We start from the raw sequence: 19,666 nt of genomic DNA on the forward strand, positions 1-19,666 counted from the left end.
AGCCCAGGCTCCCGGTCGAATCAGACCGGGAGCCTTCTGCTTTCCGGCGACCCGTTGTCCGCCGGAAGGTCACGGAAACCGCTCGAACCGTCCGCCGTCGTCCCCGGTACGTACAGGCGCAAGCGACGTTCGCATCGGCCCCCTCCCCCGAGGTACACCGGAATCGGGAGGACACGCCATGGGCACCAACCGATCCTGGGACACCATTACCGGCGCGCTCGACCGGGTCAGCGGCCCCGGCCGCACCAGCGGCGAATGGACCCGCTACCTGTGCCCGGTGCACGAGGGTGACGGACGCCGTCACCACCCCTCGCTCGGAGTCGTCTACGACCGGAAGAAGAGACGCACCGTGGTGCGCTGTTTCGCCGGATGCCCGGACGAACGGGTACTGGAACGGCTCGGACTGCGGGTGCGCGACCTGTTCGACCGACCGCTCCCGCACGCCGGACGCACCCCGCGACCGTGCCCGGAACCGTCGCTCGCCGATCGCGCCCTGCTGGCCGCCGGACTGCCGCTCGCGACGCCCTCCCGCGATCTGGGACGCCCACTCGGCGCACCCCGTCGGGTCGCCGTCTATGTGTACGAACGGCTCGACGGGCGGCCGGTGGGTCGCGTCCACCGCATGCACATTCCCCATGAGCGCGGCCGGGCGAAAACTTTCTGGCAGCAGCGCATGACCGACAGTGGTTGGCGGCGCGGCGGATTCGCGCGCATCCCCTTCCACCTGCCGACGATCGTGCCCGCGGTTCGCGCCGGTGCCGACATCTTCGTCTGCGAGGGCGAACGGGATGTGCTCACCGCCCGCCACTGCGGGGTGTACGCCACCTGCAATGCGGGCGGCGCGCTCGGCTGGCACCCCGAACACGCGACCTGGCTGCGCGGGGCGCGGCGGGTGATCATCGTCGCGGACCGGGACGCGCCGGGCTACCGGCGGGCCGTCCGGGTGGCGACGACACTGGTGGGCTCGGTCGCGGAACTGCGCGTGGTCGAGGCCCGGGACGGCAAGGACCTCACCGATCACTGCGATGCCGGACATCAGATCAGCGAACTCGATCCGGTGCCGCTGCTGGACGCCCACTATCGACGACGCCGCTAGCTATTGCTCACCCGGAATGGCCGCGAGGATCAGCACCAGCAGCGGCGGTGCCGCCGCGAGCGCCACACAGACCGTCAGATAGAACCATTTGTGCTCGAACAGGATGCCGACGAACTCGCGCAGCACCGCACTCGGCAGGTAGTACAGCGCGGTCGGTGATCCCACCACCGCGGCGTCCAAGCCCATGCGCCGCGCCAGAATCGCGGTACGCAGGGCGTGGAAATTGCTCGTCACCAACAACATTCGGGTACTGATTCCACGCTCGGCGAGCAGTTGCCGGGTGAACAGCAGGTTCTCGCGCGTGGTCGCGGAACGGTTCTCCCGCAGGATGGCGGCGTCGGGCAGTCCGCGGTCGATGAGGTAGCCCGCCATGGCGTCGGCCTCGGCCAGCTCCTCGTCGGAGCCCTTGCCGCCGCTGGTGACCAGCAGCGGCCGGTACCCGGAGGCGACCTCGGCCGCGTACACCTCGAGTGCCTTGTCCAGACGGCCGGCCAACAGCGGCGGCACCCGGGAGCCGATCAGCCCCGAACCGTGCACCACGATCGCGCCCGCACCGCGCCCGGCGGGCAGGCGCAGATAGACGAACGAGTACAGCAGGAAGGCCAGCAGCAGGAAGCCGATGAAGCTGACCACCAGCGTGCCCGAGGCCAGCACCACCGCCAGCCACAGGTTCCCGCTGACGAGCGCCACCACGAACAGCACATACGGTGCGACGAGGGCGATACCGAGTCCGAGGGACAGCAGGTTCGCCACCCGCCGACCCTCCCGGCGCGCCATGTGCACGCCGTTCGCCATGAGCAGACCGGCGAGTACGAGCACCAGCAGCGGCGACAGCATCACCAGCAACGCGGCGAGAACGGCGAGCATGCTCTCGGAGTCGTAGTCCACCACGCCGATCACACTGAAGATGAGCGCGGCGAGCAGCACCACCCCGTTGACCAGCCGCCGCGGCTCCCGGACGATCAGGACAACGAATACCCCCAGCAGAGCGAGACCGAGCAGCAGCGCTATCACTCCGCCACGGTAACCGCGCCCGAGCTCGCGGCCCCGGCTCGGCGCGCCGCACCACGGAACGGTCACCGGGAATTCGCGCGGCCGCATACCCGGCAATAACGGAGCGTAAGCCGCATAGCGGACAACATATTCCAACTCGACCGAAGAAAACCGGAATCCGACCTAGGCTCGATTCCAGCAACCCCGCGTGTGCTGATCATTTGCTATGCGCTCGTACAGGGATCGGCTATCGTCGGGAAGGCCGGTCGGGAATCGTGTCGACCGGTAGCGGTCAGGAGGTGCTGTGGTCACGATCATCGGCGGCGGAATCGCCGGAACAGTCCTGGCTGGATCGCTGGCCTGCCATGAAAGGACGGCCCGGGTATTCGAGCGGCGCACGCCGGGCGGCGACGGGTCATTCCTCGTCCTGGACCGGCATGCTCATGATGTGCTGGCGGAACTCGAAGTACCGTCTACCGCACTGATGGCGGCGTCGTATCCAGTCTCCGGGTTCCGCTTCCACTACCTGGCACCGGGCCGGGACCAACTGAACAGCCGCGGGCATCGGCTGTATCGGCGACCCGAACTCATGCGCGCGCTCATCGAATTCGCGCGCGGGTCGGGAGCCGATCTGCATTTCGACACACCGGTCACCGATGTCGACCCGACCAGCGGCACCGTGCGCAGCGGCAATCATGTCGTCGCCATCGACGATCTGGTGATCGCCGCCGACGGCGTCGACTCCGTGGGGCGCACCCGCCTGGAACCCGAACGCACCCCCGAATACGCCGGGCAGGTCATCTTCTACGGCACCACGATCGGACCCGTCCGCCTGTCGACCGAACCCTCGGTCCTGCACTTCGACGGCCGCCTCGGCGCGGGCATCCTGCCGACCAGCAGTTTCGGACACCTCTGGAACGACGAGGCCGCCTTCTGGTTCGTGCGCCTGACCCGACCGCCGATACCTCAGCGGGAGACCGGATTCCATCCGGTCTCGGTCTGGGCCGAGCACATTCGCGCCGCCGCACCCAATACCGACATCATCGACCAACTGCTCGATCACACCGAGACCCTGCACGTCTCCAATGCTCGAACGGTCCCCTTCGACACCGCGAAGCCGCCGCAGCCGCCACTGATCCTGTGCGGTGACGCCGACCACGCCATCACCCCCGCCGCCGGTCGCGGAGCATGCGAGGCCATCGACGATGCGGACGCGTTGCATCGCGCCATCCTGACCGGCTCGGATCCTGCCGCGGCCATGGTGGTGCGGCGGCGGCGCATCGCGGCCGAGCGAGAGGAGGCGCAACGGCTGTACGCGCGGGCGCGCTCGTAGGGAGCAGGGCGTACGTTCTCCCGGTGGAGAGGAGTCGGTCGTGCGGGTGCTGGTGACGGGGGCGGAGGGCTATGTGGGGCGAGCGGTCGTCGCGGCGTTGCGGAGCGGTGGGCACCAACCGGTCGCAATGGTACGCAGCATGCCGTCCGCCACCCCGGAAACGGTACGCGGACGGCCACCGGGGTACGCGGATATCCGGGTCGCCGAGCTGCTCGACGCGTCCGCCGTGCGGGCCGCCGTGACCGGAGTCGACGCCGTCTGCCATCTGGCCGGGCTAGGGCGTGCCCGCGACTCGCTGAGCGAACCACTGCGGTACTTCCGCGTCAACACCACGGGGACCCTCACGCTGCTGGAGGTCATGGCCGATGCCGGTGTGCGCCGAATCGTGCTGGCCTCAACGGCTTCCATCTATGGGTCGCCGGAGCTGCAGCCTATGGGCGAGGAGCTGCCGGACGCGCCGCCGCACCCGTACGCGAGCAGCAAACTGGCGGCCGAACTCGCCGTCGAAGCGCAGGCGAGCACCGGTCGGCTCGCGGCGGCCGTACTGCGGCTGTCGAATATCGCGGGCGGTGCGGATCCCGACCCGACCCGGCTGATTCCGCGCGCCCTCGCCGCCGCTCTCGACGGCACTCCCCTGACGATCAACGGCAACGGCACCGCGGTCCGCGACTACCTCCATGTGCGCGATGCCGCAACGGCTTTCGTGGCCGCGCTCGAGCATCTGCCGCTCCGGGGACCATCACGCCGCTACAACATCGGCAGCGGGAAAGGCTCGAGCGTTCTCGATGTGGCCGCCGCCGTCGAGCGCGTCACCGGACGCCGCGTCCCCCTGGTCCATGGCCCGGCCGTTCCCGAACCGCGCACGCTGATCATCGACCCGGGCCGCGCTGTGGGTGAAATCGGCTGGGCACCAGTTGCTTCCGATCTCGACGCGCTCGTGCAGGACCGCTGGTCACACCGGCGGAAGTAGGCCGCTGCCTCGTGTGGCCGCCACGGCGGCGCCGCTGGCTCATGTGGCCGCCACGGCGGCTCAGTGCCGCCGGCCGCCCCACAGCCGATGCCACCAGCGCGTCGGCGCATCAGCCCGGTCTCGGCTGGATTCGTCGGAGTCGGCGCGGACGGCTCCGATGGCCGTTTCGGTCGCCGTCACCCGGTCGCTTCGCCATCGCGCGACCACCTCGTCCGCATCCACGGGCCGGATCGGCACGGCCGGTCCGACCGGCATCCGCAGCCACTCCACAATGCGCCGATTGAGTTCGCCGACCGTTTCGCGCACCTGGGCCTCCGAGTTCGCATCGCGCACGCTCTCGTCGATCCGCTCGATGTCCCGTCGCAGCAGCAGCGCTGGCGGCAGCAGCGCGTCCCCCGACACCCCTTCCCGTTTCAGGTACCCGTGCAACCACCAGTTCTCGTCGACCGGCGTCCCCGCCCCCGGAATCGGCTTGCCCGCCCCCTCCAGATCGTCGAACTCACCGCGCTCGGTCGCCTCGCGGATCTGCCGATCGATCCACGATTCGAAGCCCGTCCCCGCCGGCTTCCGCTCAACCATGCGAACCTCCGTTCAGGCGCGCTGCATGCGCGCCCTCACCTCGGGCCGCCGCAACGGCGGCACGGTCTTGGGCGGCACCCGTCGTTCCGGCAATGCGTCCAACAGCCGTTCGGTGGCCGCCGCGATCTCCGCCACGGCGGCGTCCACCGCCGCCCGATTGGTGTCGGACACGCTCGACAGCCCGCCGACCTTCCGCACGTATTGCAGCGCGGCGGCATTGATCTCCTCCGGCGTAGCCGCCGGTTCCAGCCCTCGCAGGGCGGTGATATTTCGGCACATAATCCGAGGCTAGCGCGCCGCACCGACACCCGGCAGCCCGTGTTTCGAGCTGCTCGGTGCCGGTCGGCGCGGCCTTCGCTATTCGAGTGCCACTCGCGCGCCTCCGGAGAGCATCGAGTCGTGGAACTCGATGGCGGTGATCCGTGTGCCGACCGGGATATCGAAGATGATCGTCTTCGACACCGTGAAGCCGGGGTTCAGTTCCTTCGGGTCGGAATCGATGGTCAATTCCGCCATGGTGTCGTTGGTGAATTCCCGGCCCTGATCATCGATAGCTTTCTGGTTGTCACCGAAGTAGCTACGCGGCTCGGTGCCGGTATTGGTGACGTCGACGTGGACGAGCAGATATTCGCCCTGGGCCGTCTCGGCAAGGTATCCCTCACCGACCGACGGTGTGCGTTCGGTCCCTGTCACCACGAATTCGAACTGCCCGTCCCGCACGGGCGAGCCGACGGGCGCGGCCGAGGTGCGGCGCTCCTCGCTCTTGGACGCTTCGTTGACGGCGGTGCCGAGGAGTGCCATACAGCCGCCGACGAGGGCGACGAAGGCCAGAAATACGGCGAGCAGCACCCACGGCCAGACCTTGCGTTTCCGCGGTGGCATCGGGTACGGCGCGCCAGCAGGCTGCTGTGCCGGGTTGGGATAGCCCGGGGGCGGTGTGGTCATTGTTTCCCCACATGGTCGGGGCAGAAGGAGATCCTCCTGCGAAAAATCTGTACGGCGGGTTTGCCGTACCGGTGCTGAGACATCCGCCCGGACCGGAGCAGTCGTTATCCACGTCCGAGCGGCTGGCACGGGACGTCAGTGAGAACGACGCGAAATCGCGAATTCCTGGCTCAGGAAGTCAGCAGAGTTTTGCGCAGAACACGATGCGTGACCGGTTTGCCCATTTGTTCACCGACATATCGAAGACGAGATATGTAACGGGTCCTTGCTCACCGTCGAAACCCATTGCACCGCAGTCTGAATTCGAAGGGTGAAACGGTGACGTCAGCAATGCTGTCCAAAGGTCAGAATCTGCCCCTGCCCGAGGATGTGGAACGCATCGATGTCGTCATCGGATGGACGGAATCGGAGATCGACGTCGACGCGTCGGCGCTATTGCTCGGCGCCGACCGGAAGGTACGTGGCGACGGCGACTTCATCTTCTACAACCAACCCGAATCGGCGGACGGCTCGGTGCGCATGCTGGGCACGAGCGCGACCGAGGAGGGCGCGCAGACCCGCATCGCGATCGATCTGACCGCCGTGCCCGAGGACGTCCACACGGTGGCGCTGGCGGGCAGTCTCACCACCGGCGCCTTCGGCGATCTGGGCAAGATCGCGTTCCGCATCGTGGACGGCACCGGGCATCCGGTGGCCGAATATCTGTCGGGCGATGCCACATCGGAGTCGGCGTTCCTGTTCGGCGAGGTGTACCGCCGCGCCGACACCTGGAAGGTGCGCGCGGTGGGACAGGGTTGGGATTCCGGGCTCGCCGGTCTGGCAACGGATTTCGGCGTCACCATCGACGACGACACCGAACCGGAAGCATCGGTCGGCGCGACAGCCCCCTCGGATGCGTGCGCGCCGTCCGGCGAAGCGGCCGCGCCATCCGACGAAGCGGTCACGCCGGAGGTCGATTCCGCAGCCGCCGACACGGTCCCGAAGCCGACGCGAACCCGGGGTGTGCGCACCGCCAAACGCATCGCCAAGAAGGCCAAGCCGATCGAATTCCGGCTCGCCGAGAGCGATACCTGGCAACCGGCCCGACTGTTCTCGGTGGTCGGCGTGGGCGCGAGCGAGGAGCAGGAACGCCGCGCCACCTCCGCCCTGATCGCCACCATGCAGGCGGTACGACCGTTCGCCCGCGCGCTCTGCGCCCGAATGGGCGCTCCCGCAGGGGCTTTCGAAGGATTCGTCGAAGTGCACTACGAACGCGGCGAGACGAAGGTCATCCCCGACGCCGTCCTCAAGGTCGTGCGCGGTGGCCGGGTGTGGACGGGCCTGCTGGAGGTGAAGACCGGCACCGGCAAACTCAAACGCGACCAACTGGAGAGCTACCTCGACGTGGCACGCCGGAAGAAGTACGACGCGGTCGTGAGCCTGTCCAACGATGTCCCCGCGGGCCCCGGCGAACTGCCGGTCGAGGTGGACCGCCGCAAACTCGCCAAGGTGGACCTGCGGCACCTGTCCTGGGCCGAGATCGCCCACGAGGCGCGCATGCTGCTGTCCCACGGCGGCGTCGACGACGAGCTGCGAACCTGGATCCTCGGCGAATTCCTGCGCTACCTCGAACATCCCCGTTCCGGAGCCACCGAATTCACCGATATGGGTCGCCATTGGGTCGCCGTGCGCGACGCCGTCACCGCGGGCACCCTGCGCGCCGGCGACCAGAAGGCGCTGACCGTCGCCGAACGCTGGGTGTCCCTGTCCCGCCACCTCGCCCTGCGCCTGACCGCCGAACTCGGCGTGGAGGTCAAACACCTGCTGCCGCGTCGGCACCGCACCGATCCCGCCGCCCGCAACACCGCCGTCGCCGAACGTCTGGCCTCCGACGGCACCTTCGAAGCGACCCTGCGCATCCCCGACACCGCGGGCGACCTGGCCGTCGTCGCCGACATCCGCACCAACAAGATCCGCTGCCGCACCACCCTGGAAGCCCCCAACGAAGGCACCGCCGGCCGCCGCCTGTCCTGGCTGCTCCGCCAACTCGCTGACGCCCCCGGCCAAGTCCAGGTCGAAGCGGTGTTCTCCGAGAAGGGCATGGAGACCTGCGAACACCTCGACACCATCCGCGCGAACCCCAAGATCCTGACCGACGGCCGCGCGGGCGAGATCGTCTCCTTCTCCCTGGAACAGACCTTCCCTCTGGGCAACCGCCGCTCCGGCACCGCGGCCAGTTTCATCACCAGCGTGACAGCGGCGACCGACGCTTTCTACGGAGCGGTGGTGCAACCGCTGCGAGGGTGGGTGCCCGCGGCCCCGAAGCAATCCGACCAGCCGCAGGGCGACGGGCCGGACCCGACGTGAAGCACGCCGATGCCGCCGGTGCTCACCCCGGTGGTTCGAGTGGCCGTCACGGCTTGGGCAGTGCGTCCTTGACAGGCTTGTCCTGGACGTAATCCGACAGGCACAGCAGGTCCGCCAGCGACACCTGATCGTCGTTCTTAGCGGGATCGTCCCCGAAGATCGCCTGAATGACCTGCAACTGAGCTGCCTTGTCCAGCTTTGTGAACTGCCCACACGTCACGCTCAGCGGATCGTCCACCGTCGCGGGCGGCGCTGCCTGCGCGGACGTCTTCGTAGTGGTCGTGGTTGTACTGGTCGCGGCGACAGCGGTGGATGTCGAAGTCGATGCGGACGCAGGCGTCGCCTCATCCGCTGAACAGCCCCCCACCACGATCACCGCGAGGACCATCGCGGACAGAGCACATGCCGCACGTGCTGTTTTCATGCGACTCATCTTGCCCGAGACGCGGGCGGCTTGCCGTCCCGGCCGGCAGGCTCGACCGTCTCCGCGAGTACCGGATTCATGAGTGCTGAATAGTTGCGAAGGCAGTCCTACTAACCATCGCCACGCACCCTGACCAGCGCTGCAGCAATCCGTACCTACCGGCTATCCTTCGAGAGCCATGCTGGAAACGCCCGGAGAGGAGTCGCCGTGGCCATGTTCGAAGCTGATATCGAGCAGATCAACGGGCTTGCGCGCACTCTCGACGAGGTTGCCGCCACGATTGACGCCATAGACGTCCGCACCTCGGCGCAGTCAGTTGCTGCAGCATTGCCGGGAACTCCACTCGATGCGGCCTGCGAGTTGGCAACCGAATACACCGAAGGTGCGTGGCTACGCGCCTCGCAGCGAATCGCGCAGATCTCGGCAGCGATGACACAGGTCGCGAATGACGTCGCGGCCACCGATGACGCGTTCCGCCGACGGTTGGAAGCGATGAATTTCCGCACCGGGGGCCGCTGATGAGCGGATGGGCACTGACTCGACTGAACGTCGTGAACTGGAATCCCGCCGCACTGTCGGAGTTGGCCGGCGTCGTCGCGAGCGGGAATGCAACCTACAACTACCAGGTCGACCGGATGCCTCGGCACTTCGCCGACATCGACGGTGCTTGGTCGGGGAAGGCGTATCTCGCAGCATATGACCGGGTTGGAGAAGATCACTGGCAAGCTCGCAAGATCGAGAACGAGGTGGCCGACCTGGTCGCCATCCTGCACCAGGCCGCTGGGCGACTGTTCGACGAACGAGACGTCCTCTTGGGCAAGGTTGCCGACGCCGAGGACCCGCACGCTGCCGTCGCCGGTGAGGTGATCCGCGTCAGTGATCGATGGGAGGTCGACGTCACCTATCCACCGAGCACCACGGCCACCGATCGACGAGCGATCGACGAGCGCGTGGCCGGTCAGCAGGGCCTGGTCAACGCCGCGTTCTACGGCCTGCACGATGCCGTGACCCAATTCGATCAAGCGATCCGAGGTGCTGCGCAGCAGGTCCGCGACGCGGGCAGCAATTTCGGCGACGCCATCGACGCACCGGTAGCACCCGGCACCACCATCCCGGCTCCCGCCAGTTCCGATCCCCGAACCGTAGCCTCGGCGACGGCGTTCACCCATATGTTCGGCCGCCCACCAGTCACCGATGTCGATTGGGCGACCGCGGCGGTGCTCAACCCTTACAGCTATGACCCCAAGTATCGCGAGGTCCCTCCAGAAATCCGGGTCGTGCGGATCAATCCGGCAGAAGGCCAGGGGCTGGTCCGGACCTCGCACTTCATCGAACAGCGCGATGTCAGCAATCCGCAATGGAACAACCCTGGTGGTCGCGATCGAGGCGATGACCGCAGCGCCGATCCGAACTTCGATCCCGAACACGCCCGGGTCACCACGTACATCGACTACGACAACGGCATTGTCGTGATGCGGCAGAACCCCTCCGTCGTTCAGAACGCCGACGGTACTCCGGGCGAGGTCCGTGTCAGCGCTCCCGCAGGAGAGGTGTGGCAAGCCGATGATGGTTCGATACGTATCCGATACAGCGCAGGCAATCCCTTCGCACCGGAGTTGGCCGCGGACCCACCGATACTCGATGGCAACGGTACGACGGTCAACCTCGACGATCACAAAATGACCGTCAACGGCGACCTGGTCTTCACGCCCGGCCGCGACGGGGTCACGCTCGCGGGCACCCGCACCGATTACCCGTCACTGGAGGCCTACCAGGATCTGCCCTCCGGCGCGACGCGCACCGTCGCCATCGATCCCGCGGCTACCGGCCGATCGTGGGGTCCAGCTGTCAACCTGCCCTTCCACCACGACATCGGTAATCCCGACACCGTGTTTCCCAGGTTCCACGACTGGAACTACGAATACGACGTGCCAGGAAATCCGACACAGTCGACACCGTTCGGACTCGTCGACACCCCACCTCACGTACCACTGCCGAAGGGAATGATCTGATGGGGCACAGCGCAATTGGTTCCGATCGCCGGTACTGGACGGCGGCGACGTGGAGTGTCGCCGGGTGGTTCGTCGTGAACACACTGGTTCTGCTCATCGCCGGCCGGCTCATCGACTCCGAAGCCACGGAGATTCCATTGGGAGCCTTCGTCATTGCCGCAGCGGTGTCGGCCGGATACGCGGCAGTGTTGCGGTGGTGGGGATCGGGATCCGTTCGCGCCGTCGCCACGGCCGCCGTGGTAGCTGCATCTGCGTGGAGTGCGGCTACGGTACTCATTGCACTGCTCTACTTTTCGGCAAAGTAGGACAGGGGCCGTCGCAATGGTGAATACCGATCGACCCAACTCGGGAGTGACCGCTTGGTTCGGCCCGGCGTCCGTGTCCGCAGCGACGATCACCTTGACGATCAACCTGTTCCCGGTAACGATCGTCCCCTCGCTCGTCTTCCTCCTCGCTTTCCTCTACGTCGCCGAACTCGTCGCCGCGGCCATCCTCTGCTTGTCGGGCGGCCGTGCACGCCAGACAGGAGCCGGCCTGCTCGTCGCCGTGATCGGCACACTGCTGTGCTTCGCGGCAGCCACGGTTATCAGTCAACTCTGGTGAACTGCTGGCAGTCACAGAAGGAACCCGCTCGCAGGTTCTCGTCGAAGCCCGCTCCGCCATTGAATGGATCGGCTTCCCGAACAACCAGTTGTGCGTCCGCCAGCACCGGGAGCGAGTGACCGATATCGGTGGAGCTGCGACCGATGGTGTTCGCGATGCCGCCGTGTGATGTCGACAGCGCGATTGGGCACGAAACACAGGCGATTCAGATACCGTGCGACGTCGTTTCGGGCAGGCACGCTGCCGTCGAGCGGGGAATGCCTGTTGGACTATCCGCCATCGATCTGATCACCACAGGAGCGAAACATGCGAGATTGGGAGACGCTCATTGAGGGCATCGTCCGAGAAATCCGGCGAAACCCCATGCCGGACACCGACGGGGTGCCCAGGCCCGGGGCCAGCGAGCAGCACATCGCCGAGACCGGAAAGTAGTCGGTGGAATGTAGTCGGAAAGTATCCGATTTCCATTGGATCGACGTGGATACGAATTCGGCTCTCTACCGTTTGCACTGGTAGAGAGCCGATGTGCGCTCCCCCATCTGGACTCGAACCAGAAACCTGCCGATTAACAGTCGGCTGCTCTGCCAATTGAGCTATAGGGGATTGCTTCCCGTTCCGGCCTGGCGGGCCGAACGGATTGAAACTTTAGCGTACGTTCGGGGAAGTTCCCAAATCGCCCCTCTACCTGCGGACATGTGGTGGGTTGGGGGTGGGGTGCCGGATCGACAGGGGGTGGGGGGTTCGGGCAGGATGTAGGCGCGGACTGGCCTACGGGAGGAGCACTTCTCAATGCTGCGGTTGATCATCGGCGTCGCTGCCGGGTATGTGTTGGGCGCGAAGGCCGGGCGGGCTCGGTATGAGCAGATCAGCAAGACGGCGCGGGCGATCAATGAGAGTCCGGTCACGCGGAAGCTGGTGCTGGTGAGTCGGCAGAAGCTGGCGGACAAGTTGAGTACGCAGCCGAAGTTGGAGCCGATGGTGCCGCTGGACGAGCGCACCACCGTGATGGTGCCGCAGGATCAGCTGCGCCGCTGACGAGGGCTCGGCTGCGCCGTCGTGCCCTGGGCGGGAGCCGCGCCTCAGCTGCCGATGGCGAAGTCGTCGGAGTTGCCCATGGCCTGGGTGAGCAGGCTCTTGCGGTACTGCTCCAGGGCTACCAGGTCGCCGAAGAGTTCCAGGTAGGCGTCGGTCTGCTCGGTGGAGGAGATGCGCTGGAGTTTGGACTTGAGCTGGGCGATCTGGCGGCCGACCCAGGCTTCCTGGGTGCGGGCCAGGACGCCGGTGATGACGCGGGGGACGTCGTCGGCTGATTTGACCGGGAGCGGTTCGGCGGCCAGTTCGGAGACCAGGGCGCGCAGCGTCAGGTCGGGGGTGTTGTCGGCGACCAGGGCGACCCATTCGGAGCCGCCGATGCCGCTGGAGACACCGCCGGCGTCGGTGATGGCGGTGCGGACGGCGATGTAGGCGGGGTGGGTGAAGGCCTCCGGGTCGAGGGTGTCGAAGATCGGACCCGCCAGGGCCGGGTATTGCAGTGCGGCGGCCAGGGATTGGCGCTGCGGGAGCAGGGTCGGGTCGTTGGGGTTGGGGCGGGCGGCGGGGTGTGCCGTGACCTCCTGCGCCACTTCGCGTCCCGGGATGCCGGGGCGCGCGCCGCCGCGGGCGATCTTGCGGGCCTCCTCGCCGACGCGGCGGACGACGAGTTGGATGTCGTCCCAGCCGACCCAGCCCGCGAGCTTGGTGGCGTACGCCTTGCGTAGGGCGTTGTCCTTGATCTGCGCGACCACGGGGACGGCGCGGCGCAGGGCATCGACCTGCCCCTCGGGGGAATCCAGGTTGTGTTCGGCGAGCAGGCCGCGAATCACGAACTCGTACAGGGGAACCCGGCGGGCCACCAGGTCGCGGACCGCGCCGTCGCCGGAGCGCTGGCGCAGCTCGCACGGATCCATGCCGTCGGGGGCCACGGCGATATAGGTCTGCCCCGCGAGCTTCTGGTCGCCGCTGAACGCCTTGAGGGCGGCGGCCTGCCCGGCCTCGTCGCCGTCGAAGGTGTAGATGATCTCGCCGCGCCAGAAGTTGTCGTCCATGAGCAGGCGGCGCAGCACGGCGAGATGTTCCTCACCGAAGGCCGTACCGCAGGACGCCACCGCGGTTTTGACGCCCGCCAGGTGCATGGCCATCACATCGGTGTAGCCCTCGACCACCACCGCTTGATGTGCCTTGGCGATCTCGCGTTTGGCCAGATCGAGGCCGAACAACACCTGGGACTTCTTGTACAGCATCGTTTCCGGGGTGTTGATGTACTTGGCGGTCATCTGGTCGTCGTCGTAGAGCCGACGTGCGCCGAATCCGATCACATCGCCGCTGAGATTGCGGATGGGCCACAGCAGTCTGCGGTGGAAACGGTCGATGGGGCCTTGGCGGCCCTGCTTGGACAGACCCGCCGCCTCCAGCTCCTTGAACTCGAAGCCGCGGCGCAGCAGATGTTTGGTGAGCGCGTCCCAGCCGCCGGGTGCGTAGCCGCAGCCGAACTGGCGGGCGACGGCCGCGTCGAAATTGCGATCGGTGAGGTACTTGCGGGCGGCCTCGGCTCCGGGCTCGCCCAGCTGCGCCATGTAGAACTCGTGGGCGGCCTGATTGGCTGCCACCAGGCGACTGCGGGTGCCGCGGTCGCGCTGCACCGAGGTCCCGCCACCCTCGTAATTGATCTTGTAGCCGATCCGGTCGGCCAACTGCTCCACGGCCTCGACGAATCCGACGTGCTCGATCTTCTGCAGGAAGGCGAAGACGTCGCCGCCCTCACCGCAGCCGAAGCAGTGGAAGTGGCCGTGCTGCGGACGCACGTGGAACGAGGGGGACTTCTCGTCGTGAAACGGGCACAGGCCCTTCATCGAGAGCGGACCGGCCGCCTTCAGGGCGACGTATTCGCCCACGACATCCTCGATCCGGACTCGTTCACGAATCGCTGCGATATCACGATCAGGGAGTCGTCCGGCCACGCCGCGAGTCTAGCCGCGCCACGGCGACACGCGAGACCCGGACGCACCCGGAGATCGGCCCCGGCCCCCGCACCTCGGGAAAGGGTGGGCCGCATGCCACCATCTAGCGGTGCTCAGCCTCTATCACGACGCCCGGACGCCGGTGCATGCCGTGCCCGCCGGAGCGAAGCTGATCGTCTTGGCGACCACGGGCACGGCCCTGTTCTTCGTCACCTCGCCGGTGTGGCTGGCGGTGGCGCTGGGCGTCGTACTGGCCCTGTACGCGCTGGCACGGATTCCCTGGCGAGCGACCGGGCGGCAGGTGCTGGCCATCGCCCCGTTCCTGGTGTTGATCGCCATCGCCCAATTGATGTTCACCGGTTGGGTGAGTGCCGTGCTGGTGAGCGAACGCATCCTGGCACTGGTGCTGCTGGCGAATCTGGTGACGCTCACCACGCGTACCTCGGCCATGATCGACACCATCGAACGGGCATTGGGCCCGCTGCGACCGATCGGTGTGCGGCCCGAGCGGGTGGGCCTGCTGGTGGCCATGACCATCCGCTTCATTCCGGTCATCCGCGAACAGGCCGAGCTGGTGCGGGCCGCGCAGCGGGCGCGCGGCATCGAGCGCAGCACCGCCTTCCTCATTCCATTGCTCATCCGCACCCTGCGCATGGCGGACAATCTCGGCGAGGCCCTCGACGCCCGCGGGTTGCAGTAGCGCCGCGGCGAGCGAGACCGCCGTACCAGATCACACCCGCCCCTCCCCTACGATGCTCCGGTGCGTAGTAGGGATTTGGCGCAAGTGGCGCTGTTCACGGCGATCATGGTGGTGCTCGGGTTCTTCCCGCTCATCCAACTGCCGGGGGCCTTCGCGCCGTTCACCTCGCAAACCCTGGGCGTGATCCTGGCGGGATCGATCCTCGGCGCGAAGCGCGGCACCCTGGCCATGCTGTTGTTCGTCGTACTGGTCCTGGTGGGACTGCCGGTGCTGCCGGGCGGACGCGGCGGCCTATCGGTGATCCTCGGTCCGACGGGCGGCTTCGTCCTCGCCTATCCGGTCGGCGCGCTGGTCATCGGTCTGCTGACCGAGCGGCTGTGGCGGCGCTACAGCCTGCCCGTCGCGCTCGCGATCAACTTCTTCGGCGGGGCGATCGTGTTGTACGCCATCGGCATTCCGTGGATGGCCGTCGCCGCCGATATCCCGCTCGGCAAGGCCATCGTCACCTCCGCGGCCTTCCTCCCGGGCGATGCGGTGAAGACGGTGATCGGCTCACTGGCCGCCGTCGCCGTGCGCCGGGCCTACCCTCTCATCCCGGCCCGCGCATGATCGAACTCGAGGGTGTCGGCCATCGTTTCGGTGAGCGCGAGGTGCTGCGCGGGCTGAATCTGACGCTGAGCGAGCACCGCATCGGCGTCATCGGCTCCAATGGCTCGGGCAAGTCCACCTTCGCCCGGTTGCTCAACGGCTTGCAGATCCCGACCGAGGGCCGGGTGCGAGTAGACGGGTTGGACACCCGCAAGCGGGGCCGCGAGGTGCGCAAACGGGTCGGCTTCGTCTTCCAGGACCCCGATGTGCAGATCGTCATGCCGACCGTGGCCGAAGACCTGGCGTTCGGGTTGAAGCACCACGGGCTGGCCAAGCCGGAGATCGCCGCCCGCGTCACCGAGGTGCTCGCCGAGTACGGGTTGAGCGACTACCGCGACCACCCCGCCCATCTGCTCAGCGGCGGACAGAAACAGCTGCTCGCCATTGCCGCGGTACTTGCCGTGCGACCCGACCACGTCGTCTTCGATGAGCCGACCACGCTGCTGGACCTGCGCAACAAGCGCCGCATCACGCGCTTGCTGCACACCCTGCCGCAGCGCGTGGTGGTGGTCTCCCACGATCTCGATCTGCTCGCCGACTTCGACCGTGTCCTGGTGTTCGACGAGGGCCGCGTCGTCGCCGACGGGCCGCCCGCCGACAGCGTCGCCCACTACCTCGCCATGCACCCGTAGCCGAATCCGCGCGTCAGCCGTGCGAGTTGGCGGCGAACCGCGGTGGCGCGGACCGGAATTCGACGGTCGATTCGACCGCCATGGTGACGGCGACCCGGCCCTTGGCGGCATGCGGGGACCACAGCCGATGCGCGGCGGCGCGCACCTGCCCCGCTGTGGCGGCCTCGGCCGCACCGCCGACCGTCAGCAGCACCGAATTCTCCCGGGGCGGCACCTCCCGCCAGTGTCCGGCGGAGTCCTCGATCAGCAGGCCGCACAGCAGGTCCGGCAGCAGGAAGGTCAGGAAGCCGGTGTCACCGTGGACGGCGGTATCCGGTGTGCAGCGCCGGTCCGGCTCCGGGCGGACGTGCACGAGCTGCGGGCGCACCGCCGTCACTCGACCGACCCAGCGGTCGAAGTGATCCTCCGGATATCCCAGTGCCGAAGCGAGCGCGGCGAGCAGATCCGGTGACAGTGCCGCGAGGCCGCGCGCCCAGTCCGAGACCGACTGGCGCAGCGGGGCGGTCGCGACATCGTCGGGCAGGTGCGCGACATCGATCACCCCCGAGGCGGCGGCGTGCGCGCAGAATTGCCTGGCCGCCGTGAGAACGTCGACGAGTGGGAGCTGCCGAATCTCGACGCCGATCAAATAACAGACACCAGTGTCCGCCAACGCGTCTCGGAGCCGGGTGCCGAAATCGGCCCGGTCCGTTCGCAGACCGGCCACATCGAGCGTTGGTACGCGGAATCTATCGCCCACGGCGATCAGCCCCCCTAATTCGAGACCTCATGGTCGACCCTCTGCGCCGAACCGGCGGCGACGGGCTTCCTCGCCGAGGGTACGCCCGGGACGGGAATGGAAATCCATGGTCGCGCTCACCCGGGGCACCGGTCCCCGGCTCGGCGTCACCCGGTGCACCGACAGCCTGCCCGCGTGCAGCATCAGCGCACCGGGCAGGGTCGGCAGCACCCGCACCGAATGTCGGCGCGGACCGGCGATGAGCTGGGCCGGAAACGATTCCCCGGTCGCCCAGGGCAGCGGCACGTACTCGAACATGCCGCCGTACTCCGGGGCCAGGACATGCAGGGTGAGCGTGTAGTCAGCGGCATCGAAATGCCACTTCTCATCGGCGGGTTCGTGACCGTGCACCGTCACCGCCGCGCGGTCGTCCGCGGACCGGTACGCATGCTCGCCGACCACACCGGAGACGACATCGAGCAGTGGTTCCCAGCGGTAGAGGAGTTTCAGTGGCGAGGATTCGGGTATTCGGTCGTAGGTCAGCGTGGTGACACCGACGGTCGAGTCCGCTACGGAATCGTCCGATTCCACGACCATCTCGGCTATTTCGATAATGGCTCCCCTTGTCAAGAAGTCGCGCAGCAGCACCGTGCCCGTGGATTCGAATTCCGCACGCCACTGTGCCATCAGGGTTTTCAGGACCGCGGGGTCACGGCGGTCCAACGGATACCGATCCAGGTCGACGGCTGATTCGAGTCCCATCGGCATCGTGTCCCCTGCTCGCCGAATTACCGCCGCGGCAACGATTGGGCGCGACGGTCTCTCACCTTCCAGGGTGACATATCGTCCGGCGGCGGTTCGAGGTTTCGCGACCGGTTAGGGGTGCGCTAGGGGATCGCGGCCGCGACGCGCTCCAACCGGCTCTCGGTGTAGGACGCGATCTGATCCACGATGACACGCACCCGGGCGGTGTCGTCGGCGGCGGCCTCCCACCAGGGCAGCAGTACCGGATCCAGCCCGTTCGGTGCTTTGGCGAGCAGGTGGTCGGCGACCGACAGGATGCGATCGCGCTGGTCACGCTGGCGGTCCTGGTGGCCACGGTCGGACATGACGTAGCGCAGGGCGACCGTCTTCAGCACGGCGACCTCGGCGGCGACGATCGGGGGCACCGCCAGGTCGGCGGCGTAGCGGCACAGTCGGCGACCGCCCCACGCCTCCCGGGTGGCCTCCACCGCGGCGGTAGCGAAGCGGCCGACCAATTCACTGGTGAGGCGTTTGAGCGCCACCGAGGCCGTCAGCGACGCGTCGTAATCGCAGGCGGCGGCCACCACCGGCAGCTCGGACAGGCGTTGCGCCGCAGCGACGAGCTCTTCCGGATCGAGTGAACGGTGCTGTGCCGCACCGAGTTCGGCGAGGGCGGCCTGCTCCACCGGATCGCCCAGCGCGCGCAGATCGATGCGGCCCGCGATCACACCGTCCTCCACGTCGTGCACGGAGTACGCCACATCGTCGGACCAGTCCATGATCTGGGACTCCAGGCACTGGCGGCGCTCCGGGGCATTCCGGCGCACCCACTCCAGCCGCTCCATGTCCACGTCGTACGCGCCGAACTTGCCGCCGGGAGCGGTTCTCCCCCACGGATACTTGATCACCGCGTCGAGGGCGGCGCGGGTGAGGTTCAGGCCCGCGCTCACCCCGCGCTCGTCGACGACCTTCGGTTCCAGGCGGGTGAGAATCCGCAGGTTCTGGGCATTGCCCTCGAATCCACCGTAGGCGTCGGCGAACTGGTCGAGGGCGTGCTCACCATTGTGGCCGTAGGGCGGATGGCCGATATCGTGCGCCATTCCGGCCAGATCGACCAGATCCGGATCGCAGCCCAGCCCGTCGGCGATACTGCGGCCGATCTGCGCGACCTCGAGCGAATGGGTGAGCCGGGTGCGCGGGGTGTCGCCCTCACGCGGACCCATGACCTGCGTCTTGTCCGCCAGTCGCCGCAACGCGGCGGAATGCAGCACTCGCGCGCGGTCGCGAGAGAAATCGGTGCGGCGCGCCGGAGTCGACGACCAGCTGAGTCCGGCCGTCTTGGCGGATTCGGTGACCAGGCGGGCCCGGTCGTCGTCGGTGTACGGATCGGTGCTCATGGCTCACTGCTCCGCGGTGTACTCGAAATCGGCCGAGTAGTGCGTGATCCGGTACCAGATCAGGGCGAAGGTCTCCCGGAAGATGCCGTGCGCCTGCGACTCCCGGGTGTAGACGGCCGGGCCGGTGCGCGTGGGTGCGGTCCACGCCTCCAGCCCCGCGTCGCGGGCCATGGTGCGGGTGCGCAGCGAATGCCACGGATCGCTCACCAGCACCGTCGACGTCTTGTCCCGGGCCTGGAGGGCCTTGGCGACGGCCTCCACACTCTGCAGGGTGTCCGAACCGGTTTCCACGGCCAGGATGCTGTCGGCCGGGACACCGCGGGACTTCAGATAGTTCTTGCCCGAGGCCGCCTCGGTGTAGTTGTCGCCCAGCTGTTTTCCGCCCACGGTGACGATCAGCGGGGCCACTCCGCGCTGGAACAGCCGGTACGCCTGGTCCAGGCGCGCCTCGAAGACCGTGGACGGGGTGCCGTCGTATTGGGCCGCGCCCAGCACCACGATGGCGTCGGCCTTCGAGTAGTCGCTGATCC

23 protein-coding genes and 1 tRNA gene are annotated in these 19,666 nt (G+C 67.6%); 13 read left to right on the forward strand and 11 right to left on the reverse strand.

Annotation, left to right across the window (positions count from 1 at the left end; translation table 11 throughout):
* The first annotated feature begins 178 nt into the window (after positions 1-178).
* Positions 179-1,096, forward strand: a complete 918-nt coding sequence (locus tag QK444_RS13115; protein ID WP_282780124.1) for a toprim domain-containing protein — start codon at positions 179-181, stop codon at positions 1,094-1,096.
* Here the strand turns inward: QK444_RS13115 and QK444_RS13120 are convergent, their stop codons facing one another.
* The gene (locus tag QK444_RS13120) at positions 1,097-2,110 is read right to left on the reverse strand and encodes a YdcF family protein (protein WP_282780127.1); all 1,014 of its coding nucleotides are present in this window, start codon (positions 2,108-2,110) and stop codon (positions 1,097-1,099) included.
* Between the two features lie 283 nt (positions 2,111-2,393).
* On the opposite strand from QK444_RS13120, the gene QK444_RS13125 reads away from it, so the two are divergent.
* Positions 2,394-3,422, forward strand: coding sequence for an FAD-dependent monooxygenase (locus QK444_RS13125; RefSeq protein WP_282780129.1), 1,029 nt, complete (start codon positions 2,394-2,396; stop codon positions 3,420-3,422).
* A 40-nt stretch (positions 3,423-3,462) separates the two neighbouring features.
* The gene (locus tag QK444_RS13130; protein WP_282780132.1) at positions 3,463-4,392 is read left to right on the forward strand and encodes an NAD-dependent epimerase/dehydratase family protein; all 930 of its coding nucleotides are present in this window, start codon (positions 3,463-3,465) and stop codon (positions 4,390-4,392) included.
* 60 nt (positions 4,393-4,452) lie between these two features.
* Here the strand turns inward: QK444_RS13130 and QK444_RS13135 are convergent, their stop codons facing one another.
* The 3 genes from QK444_RS13135 to QK444_RS13145 all read right to left on the reverse strand — a co-directional run bounded on the left by QK444_RS13135 (position 4,453) and on the right by QK444_RS13145 (position 5,916).
* Positions 4,453-4,971 carry a DUF1992 domain-containing protein gene (locus QK444_RS13135; RefSeq protein ID WP_282780134.1) on the reverse strand — a complete coding sequence of 173 codons (519 nt, stop codon included), beginning with the start codon at positions 4,969-4,971 and terminating at the stop codon, positions 4,453-4,455.
* A gap of 12 nt (positions 4,972-4,983) precedes the next feature.
* Positions 4,984-5,250, reverse strand: coding sequence for a DUF2277 domain-containing protein (locus QK444_RS13140; RefSeq protein ID WP_039811582.1), 267 nt, complete (start codon positions 5,248-5,250; stop codon positions 4,984-4,986).
* 78 nt (positions 5,251-5,328) lie between these two features.
* Entirely contained in the window at positions 5,329-5,916 is a 588-nt protein-coding gene (locus QK444_RS13145) for a DUF4352 domain-containing protein (protein ID WP_282780136.1), read from the reverse strand.
* A 318-nt stretch (positions 5,917-6,234) separates the two neighbouring features.
* Between QK444_RS13145 and QK444_RS13150 the strand changes: the two genes are divergently transcribed.
* Positions 6,235-8,262 (forward strand): TerD family protein, encoded by a 2,028-nt coding sequence (locus QK444_RS13150; protein WP_282780138.1) that lies wholly within the window; start codon positions 6,235-6,237, stop codon positions 8,260-8,262.
* Positions 8,263-8,308: 46 nt separating this feature from the next.
* On the opposite strand, the gene QK444_RS13155 is transcribed toward QK444_RS13150, so the two are convergent.
* Positions 8,309-8,686 carry a hypothetical protein gene (locus QK444_RS13155; RefSeq protein ID WP_282780140.1) on the reverse strand — a complete coding sequence of 126 codons (378 nt, stop codon included), beginning with the start codon at positions 8,684-8,686 and terminating at the stop codon, positions 8,309-8,311.
* 207 nt (positions 8,687-8,893) lie between these two features.
* Between QK444_RS13155 and QK444_RS13160 the strand changes: the two genes are divergently transcribed.
* The 5 genes from QK444_RS13160 (at position 8,894) to QK444_RS13180 (ending at position 11,733) form a co-directional block, all read left to right on the forward strand.
* Positions 8,894-9,205 (forward strand): hypothetical protein, encoded by a 312-nt coding sequence (locus QK444_RS13160; protein WP_282780142.1) that lies wholly within the window; start codon positions 8,894-8,896, stop codon positions 9,203-9,205.
* Between the two features lie 62 nt (positions 9,206-9,267).
* Positions 9,268-10,698: a hypothetical protein gene (locus tag QK444_RS13165; RefSeq protein WP_282780144.1), complete on the forward strand. Its 1,431-nt coding sequence runs from the start codon at positions 9,268-9,270 to the stop codon at positions 10,696-10,698.
* A gap of 74 nt (positions 10,699-10,772) precedes the next feature.
* Positions 10,773-11,003, forward strand: coding sequence for a hypothetical protein (locus QK444_RS13170; protein ID WP_282780146.1), 231 nt, complete (start codon positions 10,773-10,775; stop codon positions 11,001-11,003).
* A 16-nt stretch (positions 11,004-11,019) separates the two neighbouring features.
* Entirely contained in the window at positions 11,020-11,301 is a 282-nt protein-coding gene (locus tag QK444_RS13175; protein ID WP_282780147.1) for a hypothetical protein, read from the forward strand.
* Positions 11,302-11,607: 306 nt separating this feature from the next.
* On the forward strand, positions 11,608-11,733 hold the full coding sequence (locus QK444_RS13180) for a hypothetical protein (protein ID WP_282780150.1): 126 nt from the start codon (positions 11,608-11,610) through the stop codon (positions 11,731-11,733).
* A 98-nt stretch (positions 11,734-11,831) separates the two neighbouring features.
* On the opposite strand, the gene QK444_RS13185 is transcribed toward QK444_RS13180, so the two are convergent.
* Positions 11,832-11,904: transfer RNA gene (locus QK444_RS13185), tRNA-Asn, on the reverse strand.
* A 186-nt stretch (positions 11,905-12,090) separates the two neighbouring features.
* Here QK444_RS13185 and QK444_RS13190 point away from each other — a divergent pair.
* Positions 12,091-12,336 (forward strand): hypothetical protein, encoded by a 246-nt coding sequence (locus QK444_RS13190; protein ID WP_029932092.1) that lies wholly within the window; start codon positions 12,091-12,093, stop codon positions 12,334-12,336.
* A 44-nt stretch (positions 12,337-12,380) separates the two neighbouring features.
* Here the strand turns inward: QK444_RS13190 and dnaG are convergent, their stop codons facing one another.
* The gene (dnaG, locus tag QK444_RS13195) at positions 12,381-14,297 is read right to left on the reverse strand and encodes a DNA primase (protein ID WP_282780152.1); all 1,917 of its coding nucleotides are present in this window, start codon (positions 14,295-14,297) and stop codon (positions 12,381-12,383) included.
* A 109-nt stretch (positions 14,298-14,406) separates the two neighbouring features.
* On the opposite strand from dnaG, the gene QK444_RS13200 reads away from it, so the two are divergent.
* Genes QK444_RS13200 through QK444_RS13210 form a run of 3 tightly spaced genes read left to right on the forward strand, consistent with a single transcriptional unit; the run spans position 14,407 to position 16,277 of the window.
* Positions 14,407-14,997, forward strand: coding sequence for an energy-coupling factor transporter transmembrane protein EcfT (locus QK444_RS13200; RefSeq protein ID WP_282780154.1), 591 nt, complete (start codon positions 14,407-14,409; stop codon positions 14,995-14,997).
* A 60-nt stretch (positions 14,998-15,057) separates the two neighbouring features.
* On the forward strand, positions 15,058-15,606 hold the full coding sequence (locus tag QK444_RS13205; protein WP_282780156.1) for a biotin transporter BioY: 549 nt from the start codon (positions 15,058-15,060) through the stop codon (positions 15,604-15,606).
* Positions 15,603-16,277, forward strand: a complete 675-nt coding sequence (locus tag QK444_RS13210) for an ABC transporter ATP-binding protein (protein WP_282780158.1) — start codon at positions 15,603-15,605, stop codon at positions 16,275-16,277. Before QK444_RS13205 ends, QK444_RS13210 begins: the two co-directional genes overlap by 4 nt.
* A gap of 13 nt (positions 16,278-16,290) precedes the next feature.
* Here QK444_RS13210 and QK444_RS13215 read toward each other — a convergent pair whose 3' ends face one another.
* From QK444_RS13215 to QK444_RS13230, 4 genes are all read right to left on the reverse strand, one after another.
* The gene (locus QK444_RS13215; RefSeq protein ID WP_282780160.1) at positions 16,291-16,905 is read right to left on the reverse strand and encodes a 2OG-Fe(II) oxygenase family protein; all 615 of its coding nucleotides are present in this window, start codon (positions 16,903-16,905) and stop codon (positions 16,291-16,293) included.
* 138 nt (positions 16,906-17,043) lie between these two features.
* A complete protein-coding gene (locus QK444_RS13220) occupies positions 17,044-17,757 on the reverse strand; it encodes a hypothetical protein (protein ID WP_282780162.1) in 714 nt (237 codons plus the stop codon).
* Positions 17,758-17,882: 125 nt separating this feature from the next.
* Positions 17,883-19,136, reverse strand: a complete 1,254-nt coding sequence (locus QK444_RS13225; RefSeq protein ID WP_282780164.1) for a deoxyguanosinetriphosphate triphosphohydrolase — start codon at positions 19,134-19,136, stop codon at positions 17,883-17,885.
* A 3-nt stretch (positions 19,137-19,139) separates the two neighbouring features.
* A partial coding sequence (locus tag QK444_RS13230; protein ID WP_282780166.1) for a YdcF family protein occupies positions 19,140-19,666 on the reverse strand: 527 nt, incomplete at its 5' end.

Origin of the sequence: Nocardia sp. CC201C (genome assembly GCF_030010695.1) — a bacterium.
GTDB classification, from domain to species: Bacteria; Actinomycetota; Actinomycetes; order Mycobacteriales; family Mycobacteriaceae; genus Nocardia; species Nocardia otitidiscaviarum.